Below are 17,833 nucleotides of genomic sequence, written 5' to 3' on the forward strand. Positions count from 1 at the left end.
ACCCATCCACGGATCGTGGACCGGCCCAGCTCACAGACTTGGGAGACACGCCCTAGGCCGGTCGGCGTGTGCCCGGTCGACATGCCAGCGTGGGGCTTCGCTGGCACTCAACGCCGGCTTCCCCACCACCGATCACCGGCCGTGCCCACCGTTGTCGGCCCGCTCATGATCGAGGGGGATTTCCTCGCGTTGAGTGCCAGCGTGGACGCAGGGCTGGCATCGGGGACCGGTGACGGCGGGTGTTCGCGTAGCGGGAACGACGTGATGTCACCCTCCGGCTCGCGCTCCTACCGTCAGTGCCCATGCAGCGCAGCACCGACCGCGTCCTGACGACCCACGTCGGCAGCCTCGCCCGGCCCGAACCCCTGCTGGACACCATGCGGGAGAAGGAGCACGGGCGGCCGTACGACGCCGACCTCTTCGCCCGCCAGGTGACCGACGCGGTCGCCGAGGTCGTCGCGAAGCAACGCGAGGTCGGGATCGACGTCGTCACCGACGGCGAGATGGGCAAGGTCAGCTTCGCCACCTACATCCAGCGCCGGCTCGGCGGCTTCGAGCCCGCGTCCTCCGGCGAGCGGCTGCTCCCGCCGTCCTGGCAGGTCGAGATCGACGCCTTCCCGGAGTACTACGAGGGCTACCTCGGCAAGTACTCGAAGACGGTGGCGCCGATGGTCAGCGTCGCCTGCACGGGTCCCGTCTCCTACATCGGCCACGACGAGCTGCAGACCGACATCGCCAACCTGCACAAGGCGGTCGCCGGGGTCTCCGGCGTCGTCGAGACGTTCATGCCGTCGACGTCGCCGCGCGGATTCGGGCGCAACGCCTACTACGCCACCGACCGCGAGTACTACGAGGCCGTCGGCGAGGCGCTGCGCGAGGAGTACCTGGCGATCATCGAGGCCGGGTTCCTCCTGCAGATCGACGATCCGTGGCTGATCGAGATCCTCTCCGACCCGACACTGGAGCCCGCCGAGCGCGACCGCACCGCGCGCGAGCACGCCGAGATCGTCAACCACTCCCTGCGCGGTGTCCCGACCGAGAAGATCCGTCTGCACACCTGCTACGGCCTCAACCACGGCCCGCGGGTGCACGACATCTCCATGGGCGAGGTCGCGCCGTACATGCTCGGCATCCAGGCCGGCGGCTACTCGTTCGAGGTCGCGAACCCGCGGCACATGCACGAGTGGAAGGTCTGGGAGGACCCCGCGATCCGGAACGCGCTGCCCGACGGCGCGGTCCTGATCCCCGGCCTGCTCGGCCACGCCCAGAACTACGTGGAGCACCCGGAGCTGATCGCCGACATGATCGGCTGGTACGCCTCGTGCGTCGGGCGCGAGAACGTCATCGCCTCCGCCGACTGCGGCTTCTCCTCGCGCGCGAGCTACGCGCCCGAGGTGCACCCGAGCGTCGTGTGGGAGAAGTTCCGCGCGCTGTCCGCGGGCGCCGCGATCGCGACGCAGCGCCTCTGGTCGTAGGCACGACACCGGAGGACGCGGAAAGGGGAGGCGGGCCGGCTGGGCGTCCCCCCGGGCGCCCGGCAACGACCCGCCTCCCCTTCCCGTCGCGCGCCCGGCCGAAGAGCACAGGGCGATCGCGAGGACGTCAGAGCGACCCCCGACGACCGTCGTCCCGCCCTCGCCGCCAAGCGTCACCGAACTCCGGCGCCGGGCATATCAGCAGAATTGACTAGCCCGCCCGCACGGTGCCCATGCCGCTGGACGGGGTCCTGCCCGCCGCCTACCGTCAGTCGTCGTGCCAGGTCAGGGGGGTGTTCCCGACGCCGACGGCGGAGCGGGGACGACGACGGCCGCGCCCGCCGGCCCCTGGCGCGCGGCGGACGCCGCCGCGCTGGCCCGCTCCTGGGACCGGGCCCGTGCCGGCAGCGCCCTCACCGTCGTGCTCACCGGCGACGCGGGCGCCGGCAAGACCCAGCTGGTGCGCGGCCTCGCGGCGCGCGCCGAGGCCGACGGCGGGATCGTGATCACCGGCTCCGCCGTCGACGTCGGCGAGCAGCTGCCGCTCTGGCCCGTCGCCACGGGTCTGCGACGTCTCGCGCGCGCCGCCGACGACGCGCCCGACCGGGTGCTCGCCGCGCGCGCCGCCCTCGAGCCGTGGCGCGAGGAGCTGCGGCCCCTCCTCGACGGCGGGACCACACCGGCACCGTCGGGCGGGCAGCTGCTCGAGCTGGTCCGCCGGGTCCTCGTCGGGCTCGCCGCCCGCGCGCCGGTCCTCCTCGTGATCGACGACCTGCACTGGGCCGACCGCACCACCCGCGAACTCGTGGTGTCGCTCGTCGCCCACCTCTCCGACGAGCGCGTCCTGGTCGTCGTCACCGCCCGCTCCGACACCCTCGACGTCACCCACCCGCTGCGTCGGATGCTCCCCGAGCTCGCCCGGGACCGGGCCGTCCGCCTGATCGAGCTCTCGCCGCTGCCCCACGACGCCGTCGCGACGATCGTCCGCGACGAGGGGGGCGACGCCGACCTCGCGGGCCTCGTCTGGCGCCGCTCGGGCGGCAACGCGTTCATCGTCGCCGAGACCCTCGCCGCCGTCGCCGAGGGCGCCGCCGACGGTCTCTCCCCCGGCCTGCGCGGCCTGGTGCTCGGCCGCCTCGCCGGGCTCGGCCCGGTGGCCCAGCGCGTCGTGGCCGCGCTGTCCCTCGGTGAGGAGCCGGTGTCGCACGGACTCCTCGCCGAGGTGGTGCGCGCCGCCGACGAGGACGAGCTGCTCGCGGCGCTGCGCGAGTCGGCGGAGGCCGCGATGGTGGTCGTCGACCCGCACGTCGAGGGCTACGGGCTGCGGCACGGCCTGATGCGGGACGTCGTCGCCGCCGAGCTGATGCCCGGGGAGCGGCGGAGCCTGCACCGTCGCTACGCGTTGGCGTTCGACGCGGTCTCCGGCGACGACCACGCCGATCACGCCACCCCGGACCCCGCCGGCCCTGCTGTGGCCCTGCGCCGCGCCCACCACTGGGCCCGCGCCGACGACCCCGAGCGCGCCCTGCCCGCCGTCGTGCACGCGGCGCAGGTGGCCGAGCAGATGCACGAGTTCGGCACCGCGCACCGCCAGTGGATGGCCGCGCTCGAACTCTCCGCGGCGCGCCGCGCGCCGGTCACCCTGGCGCAGGCCCACGCTCCCCGCGCGCTGCCGCCCGCCGACCACGAGGCCAGCGCGCTGCTGCGCCACGCCGCGGACACCGCCCGCCTCGCGGGCGAGTACGACGCCGCCGTCGACCTGCTGCGACGCCTCGTGCCCGACTCGGCGACCGTGGGGCGCACGGAGCTCCCGTCCGCGGTGCGGCTCGGGCGCACGCTGCTCGACGCGGGCCGCACGGGCGACGCGGTGCACGTCCTGCACGACGCGGGGCTCGCGGCGACCCGGATCGGCGACGACCCCGCCCTCGCGGGCGTCCACGCCGCGCACGCCGAGGCCCTGCTGATCACCGGCGACGTCCGGGGAGCCCAACGGGAGGTCGAGCGGGCGCTGGTGGTGTCCCGCCGCCGCGGTGAGCAGCCCGAGCAGGCCCCGATGCTCGCCACCCTGGGCTTCGCCCTGGCCTACCTCGAGAGCCCCGACCGGGGCCTCGCCGCCGTCGCCGAGGGTCTGATGATCGCCGAGCGCACCGGCGACGGCGCCGCGGTCGGGCGCGCCTACCAGGCGTGGGCGGACCTGCTCTCCGGCCCGCTGGGCGAGCTGCACGAGGGCGTGGAGATCGCGCGGCAGGGCGTGGCGCGGATGCGCGACCTGGGCCTGGCCCGCTCGGCCGGGGTGCGCCTGCTGGCGACGACGGCCAACGGACTGTTCCGACTCGGGCGCTGGGCGGAGGCCTCCGACGCCGTCGACGAGGCCTGGGCGCTGAGCCCCACCGGCGCGGACGCCCTCGAGGTACGCCTGGCCCGCTGCCGGCTGCAGGTCGGGCGCGGCGAGTTCGGGGCGGCCGACGAGGACCTGCGCGCGGTCGACCTCCTCGCCCTCGACGGCACGGGCGAGGACCCCGCCGTCGACAGCGTGACCGACAGCGCTACCGACACCGTCGCCGACCCCGGCGACACCACCGGACCCACGCCGCTCGCCCCGCGCCGCGGCACCGTGGCGTCCCGGTACCGCGTCCCCCTGCTGACGCTGCGCGCCGGGGTCGAGATGTGGCGGGGCCGGCCGGACCTCGCCCGCGACCTCGTCGCCCGCGGCCTCGACGTCGCCGAGCACACCCCGGACGACGTCTTCCTCGTCGCGCCGCTGGTGTGGCACGGGCTGCGGGCCGAGGCCGAGGCGGTCGCGCGCGGCATGGCCACCGACCGCGCGGCCCTCGACCGCCTCGCCGGCCACGTGACGCACCTCGAACGCCGGGTCCCGCACACCCTGCCCGCGCTGCGTCGCACGGTGCTCGCCTACGTCCGCATGTGCCACGCCGAGGCCGGGCGCGCCGCCGGGGCGTCCGACCCGGTGGCGTGGGGGCAGGTCGCCCAGGCGTGGAGCGCGCTCCTGCACCCCTACCCCGCGGCCTACGCGTTGTTGCGGCGCGCCGAGGCGCTGCTCGCCACCGGGGCACGCCGTGGCGAGGCCGCCCGCGCGCTGCGCACCGCCGCCGAGACCGCGACGGCGATGGGCGCGGCGCCGTTCCTCGACGAGATCGCGGGCCTCGCCCGCCGGGCGCGCCTGGACGTCGTGCACGCCGGCGACGCGGTGGTCACCACGCGCGACGACGCCGCCGAACCGGCGACGCGACGTGCTCCCGAGCTGTCGTCGCTGACCTCGCGCGAGCACGAGGTGCTCGCCGTGCTGGCCGAGGGCCTCTCCAACCGCCAGATCGCCCAGCGCCTCTACATCAGCGAGCGCACCGTGGCCGTGCACGTCTCCCGGGTGCTCGCCAAGACCGACACCCGCTCGCGCACCCAGGCCGCCGCCCTGCTCCAGCGCATCCGTGCCCGTCCCACCGGCCCCGATCGAGGTCCCCGTGCCTGATGCGCCCGACGAGAACAAGCGGAGGCTCGCGCCGCTCGCGGCGCGGCGACCCACGACGGTGCCGGAGGTCGTGGACCTCCTGCGAGAGATCCGGGACGTCGCGGACGACCTCGAGGGCAAGGGCAAGGGTCATCGCGACGGCATCGCCTGCTTCTCGGACCTCTATCACACGATCACGTCCGACGTGCTCGCCCGATACGAGGCGCGCGACCTCTTCCGTTGCGGCGACTTCATCTACCGGCTGGATCTGGCCTTCGCCCAGCGCTACCTCGACGCCCTGCACGCGTGGCTGGGCGGCCGCCCGACGCCGGCGTGCTGGAGCATCCTGTTCGACCGCCGCCAGGACGACTCCGCCGAGTGGTGCTTCTCGGTCGTCGGCGTCAACGCGCACGTGAACTTCGACCTCACCTTCGCCCTGCTCGACGTATGGGAGGCGAACCCCGGGCGGTGGCCCGATCTTCGCCACCAGCGCGCCGACTACCTGGCGATCAACAGGATCTTCCACGAGCGCATGGACCACCTCTGCGAGGAGAACGGCACGCCCTGGACACGGTGGGAGGAGCTCTTCCCGGACGGCGGCTGGCTCGACCGCCTCGCCAACCGCGGGGGCGACATGATCGTCCTGCGGACCCGTGACGAGGCCTGGGACAAGGCGGAGGAGCTGTGGCCGTCCCGCGAGCGGGACGGGTACCGCGACGTGATGAGCGAGACCCTGGACGAGAAGGCCGAGTTCATCGCGAAGATCTTCATCTGACGTAGCCTCGCCCCGTGCCCCGTCGCGACCCCCCGCTCCCCCAGCGCCACGGGCTCGACCCGGCGCGGGTGCGGATGCCCGACGAGGGGCCGTGGGCGACGCTGCGCGACCACCTCGTCGAGCGGCTGCCGGTGCCGCCCGCGCGGGTCGACGCGATGCTCGCCGAGGGGCGCATCGTCGACCACGAGGGCCCGCTGGGCCCCGCGTCACCGTTCGTGCCGCGGTCGGTGGTGTAGTTCCACCGCGATCTCCCCGACGAGGCCCCGGTGCCGTTCGACATCGACGTCGTGCACCGCGACGACGAGATCGTCGTCGTCGACAAGCCGCACTTCCTCGCCACGATCCCCCGCGGCCGCCACGTGCGCGAGACCGTGCTCGTCCGCCTCCGCGACCGGCTCGGTCTGCCGGCGCTGAGCCCCGCACACCGGCTGGACCGGGTGACCGCCGGGCTCCTGCTTCTCGTCGTCGACCCGTCGCGGCGCGGGACCTACCAGAACCTCTTCCGCGACCGGCGGGTCGCCAAGGCCTACGAGGCCGTCGCTCCGCACGACCCGGACGTCGACCTCCCCCGCGTCGTGCGGAGCCGGATCGTCAAGGAGCGGGGTGTCGTCACCGCGCAGGAGGTACCCGGCGAGCCGAACGCGGAGACGCTGGTCGAGCTGCTCGATGCCCAGGACGGCCCCACGTCGTTCGGCAGGGCGCGCTACCTCCTGACGCCCCGCACCGGGCGCACCCACCAGCTGCGGGTGCACATGGCCTCGCTCGGCCTGCCGATCCTCGGGGACCCCTTCTACCCCCGGCTCCACGACGTCCCGCTCGACGACTTCCGCACGCCGCTGCAGCTGCTGGCGCGCGAGCTGTCGTTCCCCGACCCGCGCACCGGCGAGATGCGCCACTTCACCAGCCGGCGCAGTCTGCAGGCATGGGACGACCCGCAGGGGTGGCGCACGGGACCGTGACCGACACCGATCCACTGATCGTCTCGGCCCTGCTCGACGCGGAGACGCAGGCCGAGCTCGACGCGCAGCGCCGGCGCCTCTTCCCCTCGAAGCGGCTCGTCGTCGGCGCGCACCTGACGCTGTTCCACGCCCTGCCGGGCGGTCGCGCCGACGAGGTGATCGCTGCGCTGGACGAGCTCGCGGCGCGCCCGCCGATCGCCGGCCGGGTCCGGGCGCCGTTCGCGCTCGGGCGCGGCGTCGCCTACCGGATCGAGGCCCCCGGGCTCGACGCCGTGCACGCGGCGATCGCCCGGCGCTTCGCCGGTGACCTGACCCGGCAGGACAGCCGGCGCCCGCACCACCACGTCACCGTGCAGAACAAGGTCGACCCGGAGACCGCGAAGGCGACGCTCGCCGACCTCGTCGCGTCGCACGCCCCGTACCCGGCCACGGTCACCGGCCTCGCACTCTGGCGCTACCGCGGCGGGCCGTGGGAGTCGGTGCGCGAGTTCCCGTTCCGCGGCGAGGGCTGAGCGTCCCGCGCTCGGGCAGGATGCCGGACGTGTCGGATCTGCCCCCACTCGACGTCCCCGTCGTCGCCGCGCCGATGGCGGGCGGCCCGTCCACCCCCGCCCTGGTCGCTGCCGTCGGCGACGCCGGCGGGCTGGGGTTCCTCGCGGGCGGCTACCTCACGGCGGACTCGTTCGACGAGCAGCTCGCCTCGTGTCGCGGCCGTCCCGTGGCGGCCAACCTCTTCCTGCCCGCGGACCCCGACCCCGACCCGGACCGGCGCGCCGCGGCGGTCGCCGCCTACGCCGAGGACCTCCGCGGCGAGGCCGAGCGCCGGGGCGTGGCGCTGGGCGAGCCCCGCACCGACGACGACGCCGTCGACGCGAAGATCGCGGTGCTGGCGCGGCACCGCCCGGCGGTGGTGTCGGTGACGTTCGCGCTGCCCTCGCCCACGCGGTTCGCGGCGCTGCGGGAGACGGGCGCGGCCCTGATGGCCACGGTGACCTCGGTGGACGAGGCCCGGGCGGCCGCGGCGCAGGGGTTCGACGCGCTGTGGGTGCAGGGCGCCGAGGCGGGCGGGCACCGGGGCGTCCACCGCGACACGGGCGGCGACCCCGAGGCCGGGGCCGCACCGCTCGCGCGTCTGCTCCCGGCGGTGCGCGCGGCGACGGACCTGCCGCTGGTCGCCGCGGGCGGGATCACCGACGGTGCCGGCGTGGCGCGGGTCCTCGCGGAGGGGGCGGTCGCCGCGGCGCTGGGGACCGCGTTCCTGTGCTGCCCCGAAGCCGGGACGTCGGCCACCCACCGGGCGGCGCTGCTCGGGTGGTCGAGGGACCGGTCCCGCGACACCGTCGTCACCCGGGCCTTCACGGGGCGGCCGGCAAGGGCGCTCGCCAACGCCTTCAGCGACGCGCACTCGGCGGCGGCTCCCGCGGCCTATCCGGAGCTGCACCACCTGACCCGCCCGCTCCGGGCCGCGGCCTCGGCGGCCGGGGACCCCGACGGGCTACACCTGTGGGCCGGGACCGGCTGGCGCACGGTCACCGAGGAGCCGGCGGGCGAGCTCGTCGCGCGGCTCGAGCGGGAACGCCGCGGAGTCTGACACGACACCCGTGGAGGAGCCGGAAACGACTGCGGCCCGTCCCCTGGGTTCGAGGACGGGCCACCGGGAGATCCGGGTCGAACTAGAAGTAGGTCTTGCGGCCACCCACGCCACGGCCGACGGCGCCCAGGATCGTCAGCACGAGACCGACGACCGCGAGGATCGCGCCGATCGTGTAGAGGATCGAGATGCCGGTGACGGCCCCGATGATGATGAGGATGACGCCGAGAATGATCAACTTTTCTCCTTGGTGGTGCAGTGATCAAGCCTTGGGGACTGCCAGTTACCCGGCCACATGAACGAGGACACTCCGCAACCGGACCATTCCTGGATCGTCCATTCGCGTCACACCGTATACGCCGGACGTACACTGCATGTGCAAGTCGAGGACGTTACTGCGCCGGCCGGGGACCGATTCCGGCAGGATCGGGTAATAGTTCCCGCTGCGGCGGTTGCGCTCGTGCTCGACGACGAGGACCGGCTCCTCGTTCTCCGCACGCATCGCCACGTCGTCGACCGGGACGGGTGGGAGCTCCCCGGCGGCGTCGTCGATCCGGGCGAGGATCCCATGACCGCGGCCTCGCGGGAAGCCGCCGAGGAGACCGGGTGGCGACCCAGCGGTCCGGGTCGCACGCTCCTGGCGTTCGAGCCCCTGCCCGGCACGGCGGTCGCGCCCATGTCGGTGCACCTCTGGACCGGCGCGGTGCCGGGCGACGTCCCGCTCGACCCCCTCGAGCCGGGCCGGGCGCGGTGGATCCCGTTCGCCGAGGCCGTGCGCCTCACCCTGGCCGGCGAGATGCTCGGCGCCGGCTCGCTGGTCGGCGTCCTCGCCCTGCAGGCCGAGCGCACGGCGACCTGAGCCGGCCCCCTGACAGGGCGCCCGCGGACGGGACGAAGGACGCCCTCGCTGCCGTGGGAGCAGCGAGGGCGTCCTTCGCTTCTCGGGGTGGGGTCAGTCGCTCTGGACGGTCAGACCCCACCCGGTGAGCGTGCCCTGGTCGATGCCGACCGCGTCGACGACCTGCAGGCGCCACTCCCCGCCGGCGGCCTGGCCCACGAGCGGCGCGAGCGGGCTGCCCGGCGTCGCACTGTCGAGGTCCACGGCGAGGTTCGGGTTGGCCCGGGCGCAGTCGGTCGGGTTCGCGACCTCGACCTGCGTGCCCTGGGGCGAGATCAGGGTGACCGTGAGGTCGCAGGTGAAGGGGTGCGTGATCGTCGCCTCGACGTGCACGGTCTGCACCGCGCCGGAGCCGTCGAGAGTGATCGCGCTGGTGACCCCCGCCGGGTCGGCGTCGGGGATCGCGACGGCGCCCGACGACACCCCGATCATCGTGCCGCCGCCGGAGAGCAGCACGACGGCGCCGACGATGCCGGCGACGACCACGAGCGCGATCCCGCCGAGCAGCCAGCCGATCCAGCCGCGCTTCCGGGGTGCGGGCGGAGGGCCGTAGCCCGTGCCCGGCATCGCGCCGGTCGGCGGCCGGCCGGGCGGGCCGTAGCCGGGCTGGCCGTATGCCGACTGACCGTATCCCGACTGGCCGTATCCCGACTGGCCGTAGCCCGACTGACCGTTGCCGGGCGGGCCGTAGCCGGGTCCGGCCTGACCCCAGCCCGGGCCGGGACCCGGTGGCGCGTAGCCGGGTGGGTAGGCCGACGCCCGGCCGGCCACCGCGGTGTCCTGAGCGGACTCGGGGGCCTGACCGACCACCCGGGTCGGACGCGACGAGGGGTCGCCCTCGGGGGCGGAGGAGCCGAACGGCGGGACGGTGGTGCTCATGGCGGTCTCCCGGGGAGGGCAGGGTTCGGGGGGCGGCCCCGGAGAGCGAGCCCGGAGCGTATGGCACGCACAGTAATCAAATCCGGCTCAGTCTCGGCCATTCTTCACTCTTATGTCGTAACGACAGCTTCACTCCGTGAGTGATGCGGGTCGCTCGACGACAAACACTTTGACGTCCTACTATTTGGGGCGAGGCCCGCCGACCCGTACTGCGAGGAACGATGACGGACGAGCTGTACGTCCCGACCCACCCGATCCGCTTCGTCACCGCGGCGAGCCTGTTCGACGGGCACGACGCGGCGATCAACATCATGCGGCGGATCCTGCAGCGGCAGGGCGCCGAGGTGATCCACCTCGGGCACAACCGCTCGGTCGACGAGGTGGTCACGGCCGCGATCCAGGAGGACGCGCACGGCGTCGCCATCAGCTCGTACCAGGGCGGGCACGTCGAGTACTTCAGCTACCTCGTCGACCTGTTGCGCGAGCGCGGCGCGGGGCACGTGAAGGTCTACGGCGGCGGCGGGGGCGTCATCGTCCAGGACGAGATCGACCGCCTGCATGCGCACGGCGTCGAGCACATCTTCTCCCCCACCGACGGCCAGCGCATGGGCCTGCCCGGAATGATCAACACGATGATCCGGACCTGCGACGTCGACCTCGGCGCGCAGCCCCCGTCGAGCTGGGACGGCGTCTTCGCCGGCGAGCCGGCCACGCTCGCGCGGGCCCTCTCGGTGGCCGAGGCGGGCCAGCTGCCCGACGAGATCCGCGAGCGCGCCGCGTCGACGCTCGAGGGCCGCTCCGTCCCTGTGCTCGGCATCACCGGCACCGGCGGCTCGGGCAAGTCGTCGCTGACCGACGAGCTCGTGCGCCGCTTCCGCCTCGACCAGGAGGACAAGCTCCGGATCGCGGTGCTCGCCGTCGACCCGACGCGGCGCAAGGGCGGCGGCGCGCTGCTCGGCGACCGCATCCGCATGAACTCCCTCGGCGGACCGCAGGTGTACTTCCGGTCGATGGCTTCGCGTGGGGGCGGGGGCACGCTGCCCGAGCACCTGGGCGACGCGATCGCGCTGCTGCGCGCCTCGGGGGTCGACCTCGTCATCGTCGAGACCCCCGGTATCGGCCAGGGCGACGCCGGCATCGTCGACTTCGTCGACGCCTCGCTGTACGTGATGACGCCCGAGTTCGGCGCCGCCTCGCAGCTCGAGAAGATCGACATGCTGGACTTCGCCGACGTCGTGGCGATCAACAAGTTCGAGCGCCGCGGCGCCGAGGACGCCCGCCGCGACGTCGCCCGTCAGCTCGTGCGCAACCGCGACGCGTTCAGCTCGTCGTGGGAGGACATGCCGGTCTACGGCACCAGCGCCGCGACGTTCCACGACGACGGCGTCACCGCGCTCTACGGGCACCTGCGCTCGACGCTCGCGGGGCTCGGCCTCTCGGTCGGCGACGGGCGGCTGACGATCCCGGACACGAAGACGTCGACCGACTACGCCGCCTCCATCCCGCCCGAGCGCGCGCGCTACCTCGCCGACATCGCCGGCACGGTGCGCGACTACCACCGCGGGACCGAGTCGATGGTCGCGGCCGCGCAGAAGCGCCAGGCGCTGCGGCGGGCCACCGAGGCCCTCGGCGACCGCGACGCCGGCGCGCTGCCGGACGTGCTCGCCGAGGCGGAGCGCGACCTGCCGGGCGAGGCCGCGGCGCTGCTGGACGCCTGGCCCGCGACGGTGGAGGCCTACGCCGGCGACGAGTTGGTCGTCCACGTGCGCGACAAGGAGCTGCGCACGCAGCTGACCCGCGAGACGCTCTCGGGCACCAAGGTCCACCGCGTCTCGCTGCCGCCGTACACCGCCGACGAGGAGATCCTGCGCTTCCTTCGGCGGGAGAATCTGCCGGGGCAGTTCCCGTTCACCGCCGGGGTGTTCGCGTTCAAGCGCGAGGGCGAGGACCCGGCCCGCATGTTCGCCGGCGAGGGCGACGCGTTCCGCACCAACCGCCGGTTCCACTACCTCTCGCAGGACTCGCCGGCGAAGCGACTGTCGACCGCGTTCGACTCCGTGACGCTCTACGGCCACGATCCGGCGACCCCGCCCGACGTGTACGGCAAGGTCGGCACCTCCGGGGTGTCGATCGCGTCGCTGGACGACATGAAGGTGCTCTACTCCGGGTTCGACCTGACCTCGCCGACCACGTCGGTGTCGATGACGATCAACGGCCCGGCGCCCGCGATCCTCGCCTTCTACCTCAACACCGCGGTCGACCAGCAGGTCGACGCGTTCACCGAGAGGGAGGGCCGGGAGCCGTCGGAGGACGAGCGCGCCGAGCTCGCCGCCCACGCGTTCCAGAACGTCCGCGGCACGGTGCAGGCCGACATCCTCAAGGAGGACCAGGGCCAGAACACCTGCATCTTCTCCACCGAGTTCTCCCTGCGGATGATGGCCGACATCCAGCAGTGGTTCATCGAGAACAAGGTCCGGAACTTCTACTCGGTGTCGATCTCCGGGTACCACATCGCCGAGGCCGGGGCGAACCCCATCAGCCAGCTCGCCTTCACGTTGGCGAACGGCTTCACCTACGTCGAGTCGTATCTCGCGCGCGGGATGGACATCGACGACTTCGCCCCGAACCTGTCGTTCTTCTTCTCGAACGGCATGGACGCCGAGTACTCCGTGATCGGCCGCGTCGCCCGTCGCATCTGGGCGGTCGCGATGCGGGAGCGCTACGGCGCGAGCGAGCGCTCGCAGAAGCTGAAGTACCACGTGCAGACCTCGGGGCGGTCGCTGCACGCGCAGGAGATGAACTTCAACGACATCCGCACGACGCTCCAGGCGCTGTGCGCGCTCTACGACAACGCGAACTCCCTGCACACCAACGCCTACGACGAGGCGGTCACCACCCCGTCGCAGGAGTCGGTGCGCCGCGCGCTGGCCATCCAGCTGATCATCAACCGCGAGTGGGGCCTGTCGATGAACGAGAACCCGCTGCAGGGGTCGTTCGTCATCGACGAGCTGACCGACCTCGTCGAGGAGGCGGTGCTGAAGGAGTTCGACTCGATCGCCGAGCGCGGCGGCGTGCTGGGCGCCATGGAGACGGGCTACCAGCGCGGCAAGATCCAGGACGAGTCGATGCTCTACGAGTCGCGCAAGCACGACGGCACGCTGCCGCTGGTCGGCGTCAACACGTTCCTGCCCCCCGAGGACGCCGAGCAGGAGGCGCCGGAGCTCGAGCTCTCCCGTGGCACCGAGGAGGAGAAGAACTCCCAGCTGCAGCGCGTGGAGGACTTCAAGTCCCGGAACGCCGACGCCGCCCCCGAGGCGCTGCGCCGGCTCCAGGACGCGGCCACCTCCGGGGGCAACGTCTTCGCCGAGCTCGTCTCCGCCGCCCGCGTCTGCACCCTGGGCCAGCTCACCGACGCGTTCTTCGAGGTGGGCGGGCAGTACCGCCGCTCGATGTAGCAGGTGCGCTGCGCGCATGTGAGCACTTCGGGGTGCTGGAGCACTCCCAAGTGCTCACATGCGGCGCAGCCGCACCTCAGGACGCCACGAGCCACGTCCCCGCGGTCTCGTGAGCCCGGGCGCGCACCTGCGCGGCGAGGGGGCGCAGCTCGGCCATCGCCGGCACGGTGTCGGCGAGGGTCAGCTCGGCCTCGATGACCGTGACGTCGCCGCCCCACACGTCGCCGAGGATCCGGACCAGCCAGCCGGTGCCGTGGTCCCAGCCCTCGCGCGGGGTGCCCGGCCCGTACCCGCCGCCGCGCGAGACCACGAGCGCCACGGGACGCCCGGCCAGCGGCTGGTTCCCGGGCGCGAAGCGCGGGTCGGTGATGAGCACGTCCACCCACGTCTTGAGGTGGGCGGCGATGCCGAAGTTGTAGAGCGGCGAGCCGATGACGAGCGCGTCGGCGGCGACGACCTCGTCGGCCAGCTCGCCCACCAGCGCGACCGCCGCGCGCTGCTCGGGGGTGCGGTCGGCCTCCGGCGTCGCGCCGGCACCCATCGCCGTCGTCCAGAGGTCGGCGGGCAGGGGCTCGCGGCCGACGTCGCGCCGGACGACCGTCCTCCCCGGGTGCTGCTCGAGCCACGTCCGCTCGACGGTGTCGGCCACCTCGCGGCTCACCGAGCCCTCGGTGCGGATGCTGCTGTCCAGACGGAACAGGGACATGGGGACGACCTCCCGATCGCGACGTGCTGTCGCTTAGATGTTCTGCTCGACAGACTATCGTGTCAACAGAAGGGTGGTGAGATCGCGTATCGTGAGACCGTGACCACTCCGCAGCGCGTCGAGTCCGATCTCGGCTGGGCGCTCGGCCGGGTGGCGCGCGCCCACCTGCGGGTGGCGCAGGAGCAGGTCGCGGGCCTGCCCGGGGGACCGCGCGGCTACCAGGTGCTCGTGGCAGCGGCGCGCGAGGAGTCGAGCACCCAGCTCGCGCTGGCCCAGAAGCTGGGCGTCGACCGCACCGTGATGACCTACCTGATCGACGAGCTGCAGGCCGCGGGCCTCGTCGAGCGCCGGCCCGATCCGGCCGACCGCCGCGCCCGCCGCGTCGTGCTCACCGAGGCCGGCGGCGCGCGCCTGTGCGACCTCGAACGTCGGCTGCGCGAGGCCGAGCAGCACGTCCTCGCCCCGTTGACCCCCGAGGAGCAGGACGTCCTGCGCGCCCTCCTGCGACGCGTGGCCGAGGTGGACCCGGACACCGCGTCGGCCTGCGAGGTCGCCCGCGACCTAGCCCAGGAGTGCTGAGAGCTCCTCGTCGAGCGCGCCCAGGAAGCGGTCGACGCCCTCGGCGCCGCCCAGCACGGCGTCGTCCGCCGCGATCCCGAGACGCACGCGGCCCGCGTAGCTCAGGATGCTCACGCCCAGCGCGAGCTGCCCGGAGCACGGCACCCAGAACAACAGGTCGCGCACACGCGTGCCGGCGATCTCGAGCTCCCGGACGGGGCCGGGCACGTTCGTGATGATGAGGCTCGCGGCCTCGGCGTAGCGGCGCACGAGGCCCTGGGTCCAGGCGGCGCGGCCGTGGCCGGCGGTGGCGATGCCGATGAAGGTCGCCAGCGCCTGATTGGTCCGCTTGATCGACGACATCACCCGGTGCATGCGCTCCACGCGGCGACCGGGATCCCGCTCGTCGGTGGGGATCGTCGGGAGCACGAGGCCGAACTCGTTGCCCAGCCAGTGCGACACCGGGCGGTCGAGGCGGCGCAGGTTGGTGGGCATCACCGCGCGCAGGCGGGGGCTGTCGCCGCCCAGGTACGCGCGCAGCGCGCCCGCGATCGCCGCGCACAGCACGTCGTTGACGCTCGCCCCGTGCTCCTTGCCGACGGCCTTGACCGCGTCGAGGTCGACGGCCCGCGTCCAGCGCGCGGACTTCGCGGTGCCCAGCTCGCCCTGCAGCGCGGTCTCGGCCTCGGCGGGCGGCCGGACGATGAGCGCGGTCGAGTGCCCGATCGCGCTGCTCGTCGCGGCGAGCTCCTCGCGGCCCTCCGGGCTCGGCCAGCGCGCGACCGTGCGCCCCAGCCGCGAGAGCCGCTGCGGGAGCTCCCGCCGCACGAGGCGGACGTCGCGGACCCCGCGGCGGCGCTTCGGGGGCGCGGCGTAGGCCACCGGGGTGCCCTCGTCGGTGCCGGGCGGGTCGTCGGCGAGCGCGTGGAAGAGGTGGTTGAGCGCGACGCCGTCGGCGAGCCCGTGGTGGATGCTCACGAGCACCGCGGAGCCGTCCTCGCCGGCACCCTCCGCCCCGCGGTAGCCGGTGAGCACGTGGATCGCCCACCAGGGCCGGTCGGTGGGCAGCGGGCGCGACATCAGCGTGCCGACGTGCTCGGCCAGCGCGGCGTCGTCGCCGGGCGAGGCGAGGTCCACCGTGTCGATGTGCGCGGCGAGATCGGGCTCGTCGTCGACCCACCGGACCGGCCCGAGGCCGCCGGCGGGCCAGGTCGGCCGCTGCCGGAACCCCGGATAGCGCGCCACCCACCGCTGGGCCACCCGCTCGCGCACCGTGGCGACGTCCACCGGTCCGTCGCAGAACAGCACTCCGTGCACGACCATCCGGTTCGTCGGCTGCTCGAGCTGCAGCCAGGCGGTGTCGATGCCCGACGCCCAACGGTCCACGGGAGTGCCTCCGGTCACGGGGAAGATGGCGGTACCGACGGTATCGGATGACTCCGGGTGGCACCCTGGAGGGCATGGACGTCGTCGACGATCAAGACCGCCGTGTCGCGCTCCCCGACTCCGTCGACCGGGTGGTCAGCCTCGTCCCCTCACTCACCGAGGCGCTCGCCGTGACCGCCCCGGGCCTCCTGGTGGGCGCCACCGACTGGTGCACCCACCCCGACGACCTCGACGACCACGGGGTCACCCGCGTGCGGGGCACGAAGAACCCCGACATCGAGACGATCGTCGCGCTGCGCCCGGATCTCGTGCTGGCCAACGCCGAGGAGAACAAGCCCGAGGAGCTCGACAAGCTCCGCGAGGCCGGGCTGGCCGTGTACGTCACCGACATCCGGACGGTCGACGGCGCGCTGCGCTCGCTGGAGCGGGTGCTCGCCGCGTGCGGCCTGGAGCGCCCGGCGTGGATCGACGGCGCGCGGGCCGCCTGGGACACCCTGCCGCTGCCCGACGGCCCGCGCCGCGCCGTCGTGCCGATCTGGCGCAAGCCCTGGATGGCGGTCGGCTCGGACACCTTCACCGGCGCCGTGCTCGCCCGTCTCGGCATCGAGAACGTGCTCGGCGACAGCCCGGAGCGCTACCCGCGGTTCGACCCGGCGGACCTGCCGGCGCACGACCTCGTCGTGCTGCCCGACGAGCCGTACCGCTTCACCGCCGACGACGGACCCGAGTCGTTCGCGGCGCCGTCCGCGCTGGTCAGCGGGCGGTTGCTCACCTGGTACGGACCGAGCCTGCTCGAGGCCGCCCGGGTGCTGCCCGCCGCGCTGGCGGCCGCGGAGACGACGGGCGCCGGCGCGGCCTCCTAGCGGCCTCAGGTCTGGGTGACGCCGCCGTCGACGGTGATCGTCGTGCCCGTGACGTACGAGCTCGCGTCGGAGACGAGGAAGACCAGGGCCGCGGCGAGCTCCTGCGGATCCCCGATCCGCCCGGACAGGACGCGCGGCATCATCTTCTCGAGGTAGCCCTCGGCGTAGCCGTCGGTCATCTCCGAGGTGAAGAAGCCGGGCGCGAGGGCGTTGACGCGGATGCCCTTGCGCGGGGTCCACTGCTGGGCGAGGTCGCGGGTGAGGCCGATCAGCCCGGCCTTCGACGCGGAGTACGCGGCCTGCGGGAGCCCGGCGGTGGTGAGCGCGAGGATGCTGGAGACGTTGACGATGCTGCTGCCGGGCTGCATCACCGCCCCGGCGGCCTGTGCCATCCAGTAGCAGCCGTTGAGGTTGACGTCGATGACCTCGCGGAACTGCTCCGGGGTCTCCTTCGTCGCGGGGTACGCGGTACCGATGCCGGCGTTGTTGACCAGGATGTCGACGCGCCCGAACTCGCTCATGCCGGCGTCCACCAGCGCGCGGCAGTCCTCGGGCTTGGCGACGTCCGTGCCCACGGCGACCACGCGGCGACCGAGCGCCTCGACGGCCTTGCGCGTCTCCTCCAGCTTCTCGGTGCGCCGGGCCCCGAGCACGACGTCGGCGCCCGCCTCGGCGAGCGCGGTGGCGAAGACCGCCCCCAGCCCGGAGGAGGCGCCGGTGATCACGGCAACGCGGTCGTCGAGTCGGAAGCGATCGAGGATGCCCATGGGCCCAGGACCGTAGGGCACGGTCTCCCGACGGCGCAGTGCTCCCGGAACCGGG

Annotated in this window: 14 protein-coding genes and 1 pseudogene; 10 read left to right on the top strand and 5 right to left on the bottom strand. The window is 73.9% G+C overall.

Going from position 1 to position 17,833, the window contains the following annotated elements:
• Window positions 1-302 precede the first annotated feature (302 nt).
• The 6 genes and pseudogenes from PH189_RS28125 to PH189_RS28150 all read left to right on the top strand — a co-directional run bounded on the left by PH189_RS28125 (window position 303) and on the right by PH189_RS28150 (window position 8,266).
• On the top strand, window positions 303-1,475 hold the full coding sequence (locus PH189_RS28125) for a cobalamin-independent methionine synthase II family protein (protein WP_274192172.1): 1,173 nt from the start codon (window positions 303-305) through the stop codon (window positions 1,473-1,475).
• A gap of 277 nt (window positions 1,476-1,752) precedes the next feature.
• Window positions 1,753-4,962 (top strand): helix-turn-helix transcriptional regulator, encoded by a 3,210-nt coding sequence (locus PH189_RS28130; RefSeq protein WP_274192173.1) that lies wholly within the window; start codon window positions 1,753-1,755, stop codon window positions 4,960-4,962.
• Complete coding sequence (locus PH189_RS28135; protein ID WP_274192174.1) at window positions 4,955-5,716, top strand: DUF5995 family protein; 762 nt, start codon at window positions 4,955-4,957, stop codon at window positions 5,714-5,716. Before PH189_RS28130 ends, PH189_RS28135 begins: the two co-directional genes overlap by 8 nt.
• A 74-nt stretch (window positions 5,717-5,790) precedes the next feature.
• A pseudogene (locus PH189_RS28140) lies at window positions 5,791-6,675 on the top strand (pseudouridine synthase).
• The gene (locus tag PH189_RS28145; protein ID WP_274192214.1) at window positions 6,672-7,187 is read left to right on the top strand and encodes a 2'-5' RNA ligase family protein; all 516 of its coding nucleotides are present in this window, start codon (window positions 6,672-6,674) and stop codon (window positions 7,185-7,187) included. Before PH189_RS28140 ends, PH189_RS28145 begins: the two are co-directional and overlap by 4 nt.
• Window positions 7,188-7,216: 29 nt before the next feature.
• Window positions 7,217-8,266 carry an NAD(P)H-dependent flavin oxidoreductase gene (locus PH189_RS28150; RefSeq protein WP_274192175.1) on the top strand — a complete coding sequence of 350 codons (1,050 nt, stop codon included), beginning with the start codon at window positions 7,217-7,219 and terminating at the stop codon, window positions 8,264-8,266.
• Window positions 8,267-8,348: 82 nt separating this feature from the next.
• Here PH189_RS28150 and PH189_RS28155 read toward each other — a convergent pair whose 3' ends face one another.
• Window positions 8,349-8,504, bottom strand: a complete 156-nt coding sequence (locus tag PH189_RS28155; protein WP_274192176.1) for a hypothetical protein — start codon at window positions 8,502-8,504, stop codon at window positions 8,349-8,351.
• 57 nt (window positions 8,505-8,561) lie between these two features.
• Between PH189_RS28155 and PH189_RS28160 the strand changes: the two genes are divergently transcribed.
• Window positions 8,562-9,125 carry an NUDIX domain-containing protein gene (locus PH189_RS28160; RefSeq protein WP_274192177.1) on the top strand — a complete coding sequence of 188 codons (564 nt, stop codon included), beginning with the start codon at window positions 8,562-8,564 and terminating at the stop codon, window positions 9,123-9,125.
• A 93-nt stretch (window positions 9,126-9,218) separates the two neighbouring features.
• Here PH189_RS28160 and PH189_RS28165 read toward each other — a convergent pair whose 3' ends face one another.
• A complete protein-coding gene (locus PH189_RS28165; protein ID WP_274192178.1) occupies window positions 9,219-10,043 on the bottom strand; it encodes a proprotein convertase P-domain-containing protein in 825 nt (274 codons plus the stop codon).
• 221 nt (window positions 10,044-10,264) lie between these two features.
• Here PH189_RS28165 and icmF point away from each other — a divergent pair, with 221 nt between their 5' ends.
• The gene (gene icmF, locus PH189_RS28170) at window positions 10,265-13,498 is read left to right on the top strand and encodes a fused isobutyryl-CoA mutase/GTPase IcmF (RefSeq protein ID WP_274192179.1); all 3,234 of its coding nucleotides are present in this window, start codon (window positions 10,265-10,267) and stop codon (window positions 13,496-13,498) included.
• A 76-nt stretch (window positions 13,499-13,574) separates the two neighbouring features.
• On the opposite strand, the gene PH189_RS28175 is transcribed toward icmF, so the two are convergent.
• On the bottom strand, window positions 13,575-14,204 hold the full coding sequence (locus tag PH189_RS28175) for an FMN-dependent NADH-azoreductase (RefSeq protein WP_274192180.1): 630 nt from the start codon (window positions 14,202-14,204) through the stop codon (window positions 13,575-13,577).
• 99 nt (window positions 14,205-14,303) lie between these two features.
• Here PH189_RS28175 and PH189_RS28180 point away from each other — a divergent pair, with 99 nt between their 5' ends.
• Entirely contained in the window at window positions 14,304-14,783 is a 480-nt protein-coding gene (locus tag PH189_RS28180) for a MarR family winged helix-turn-helix transcriptional regulator (protein ID WP_274192181.1), read from the top strand.
• Here the strand turns inward: PH189_RS28180 and PH189_RS28185 are convergent.
• Complete coding sequence (locus PH189_RS28185; protein WP_274192182.1) at window positions 14,766-16,166, bottom strand: wax ester/triacylglycerol synthase domain-containing protein; 1,401 nt, start codon at window positions 16,164-16,166, stop codon at window positions 14,766-14,768. The genes PH189_RS28180 and PH189_RS28185 overlap by 18 nt on opposite strands.
• Before the next feature lie 56 nt (window positions 16,167-16,222).
• Between PH189_RS28185 and PH189_RS28190 the strand changes: the two genes are divergently transcribed.
• Window positions 16,223-17,011 carry a helical backbone metal receptor gene (locus PH189_RS28190; protein WP_274192183.1) on the top strand — a complete coding sequence of 263 codons (789 nt, stop codon included), beginning with the start codon at window positions 16,223-16,225 and terminating at the stop codon, window positions 17,009-17,011.
• Window positions 17,012-17,016: 5 nt separating this feature from the next.
• Here the strand turns inward: PH189_RS28190 and PH189_RS28195 are convergent, their stop codons facing one another.
• Window positions 17,017-17,778 (bottom strand): SDR family NAD(P)-dependent oxidoreductase, encoded by a 762-nt coding sequence (locus tag PH189_RS28195; RefSeq protein WP_274192184.1) that lies wholly within the window; start codon window positions 17,776-17,778, stop codon window positions 17,017-17,019.
• Between the last annotated feature and the right edge of the window lie 55 nt (window positions 17,779-17,833).

This window comes from Actinomycetospora chibensis, assembly GCF_028737215.1.
In the GTDB taxonomy this organism is placed as follows: Bacteria; Actinomycetota; Actinomycetes; order Mycobacteriales; family Pseudonocardiaceae; genus Actinomycetospora; species Actinomycetospora chibensis.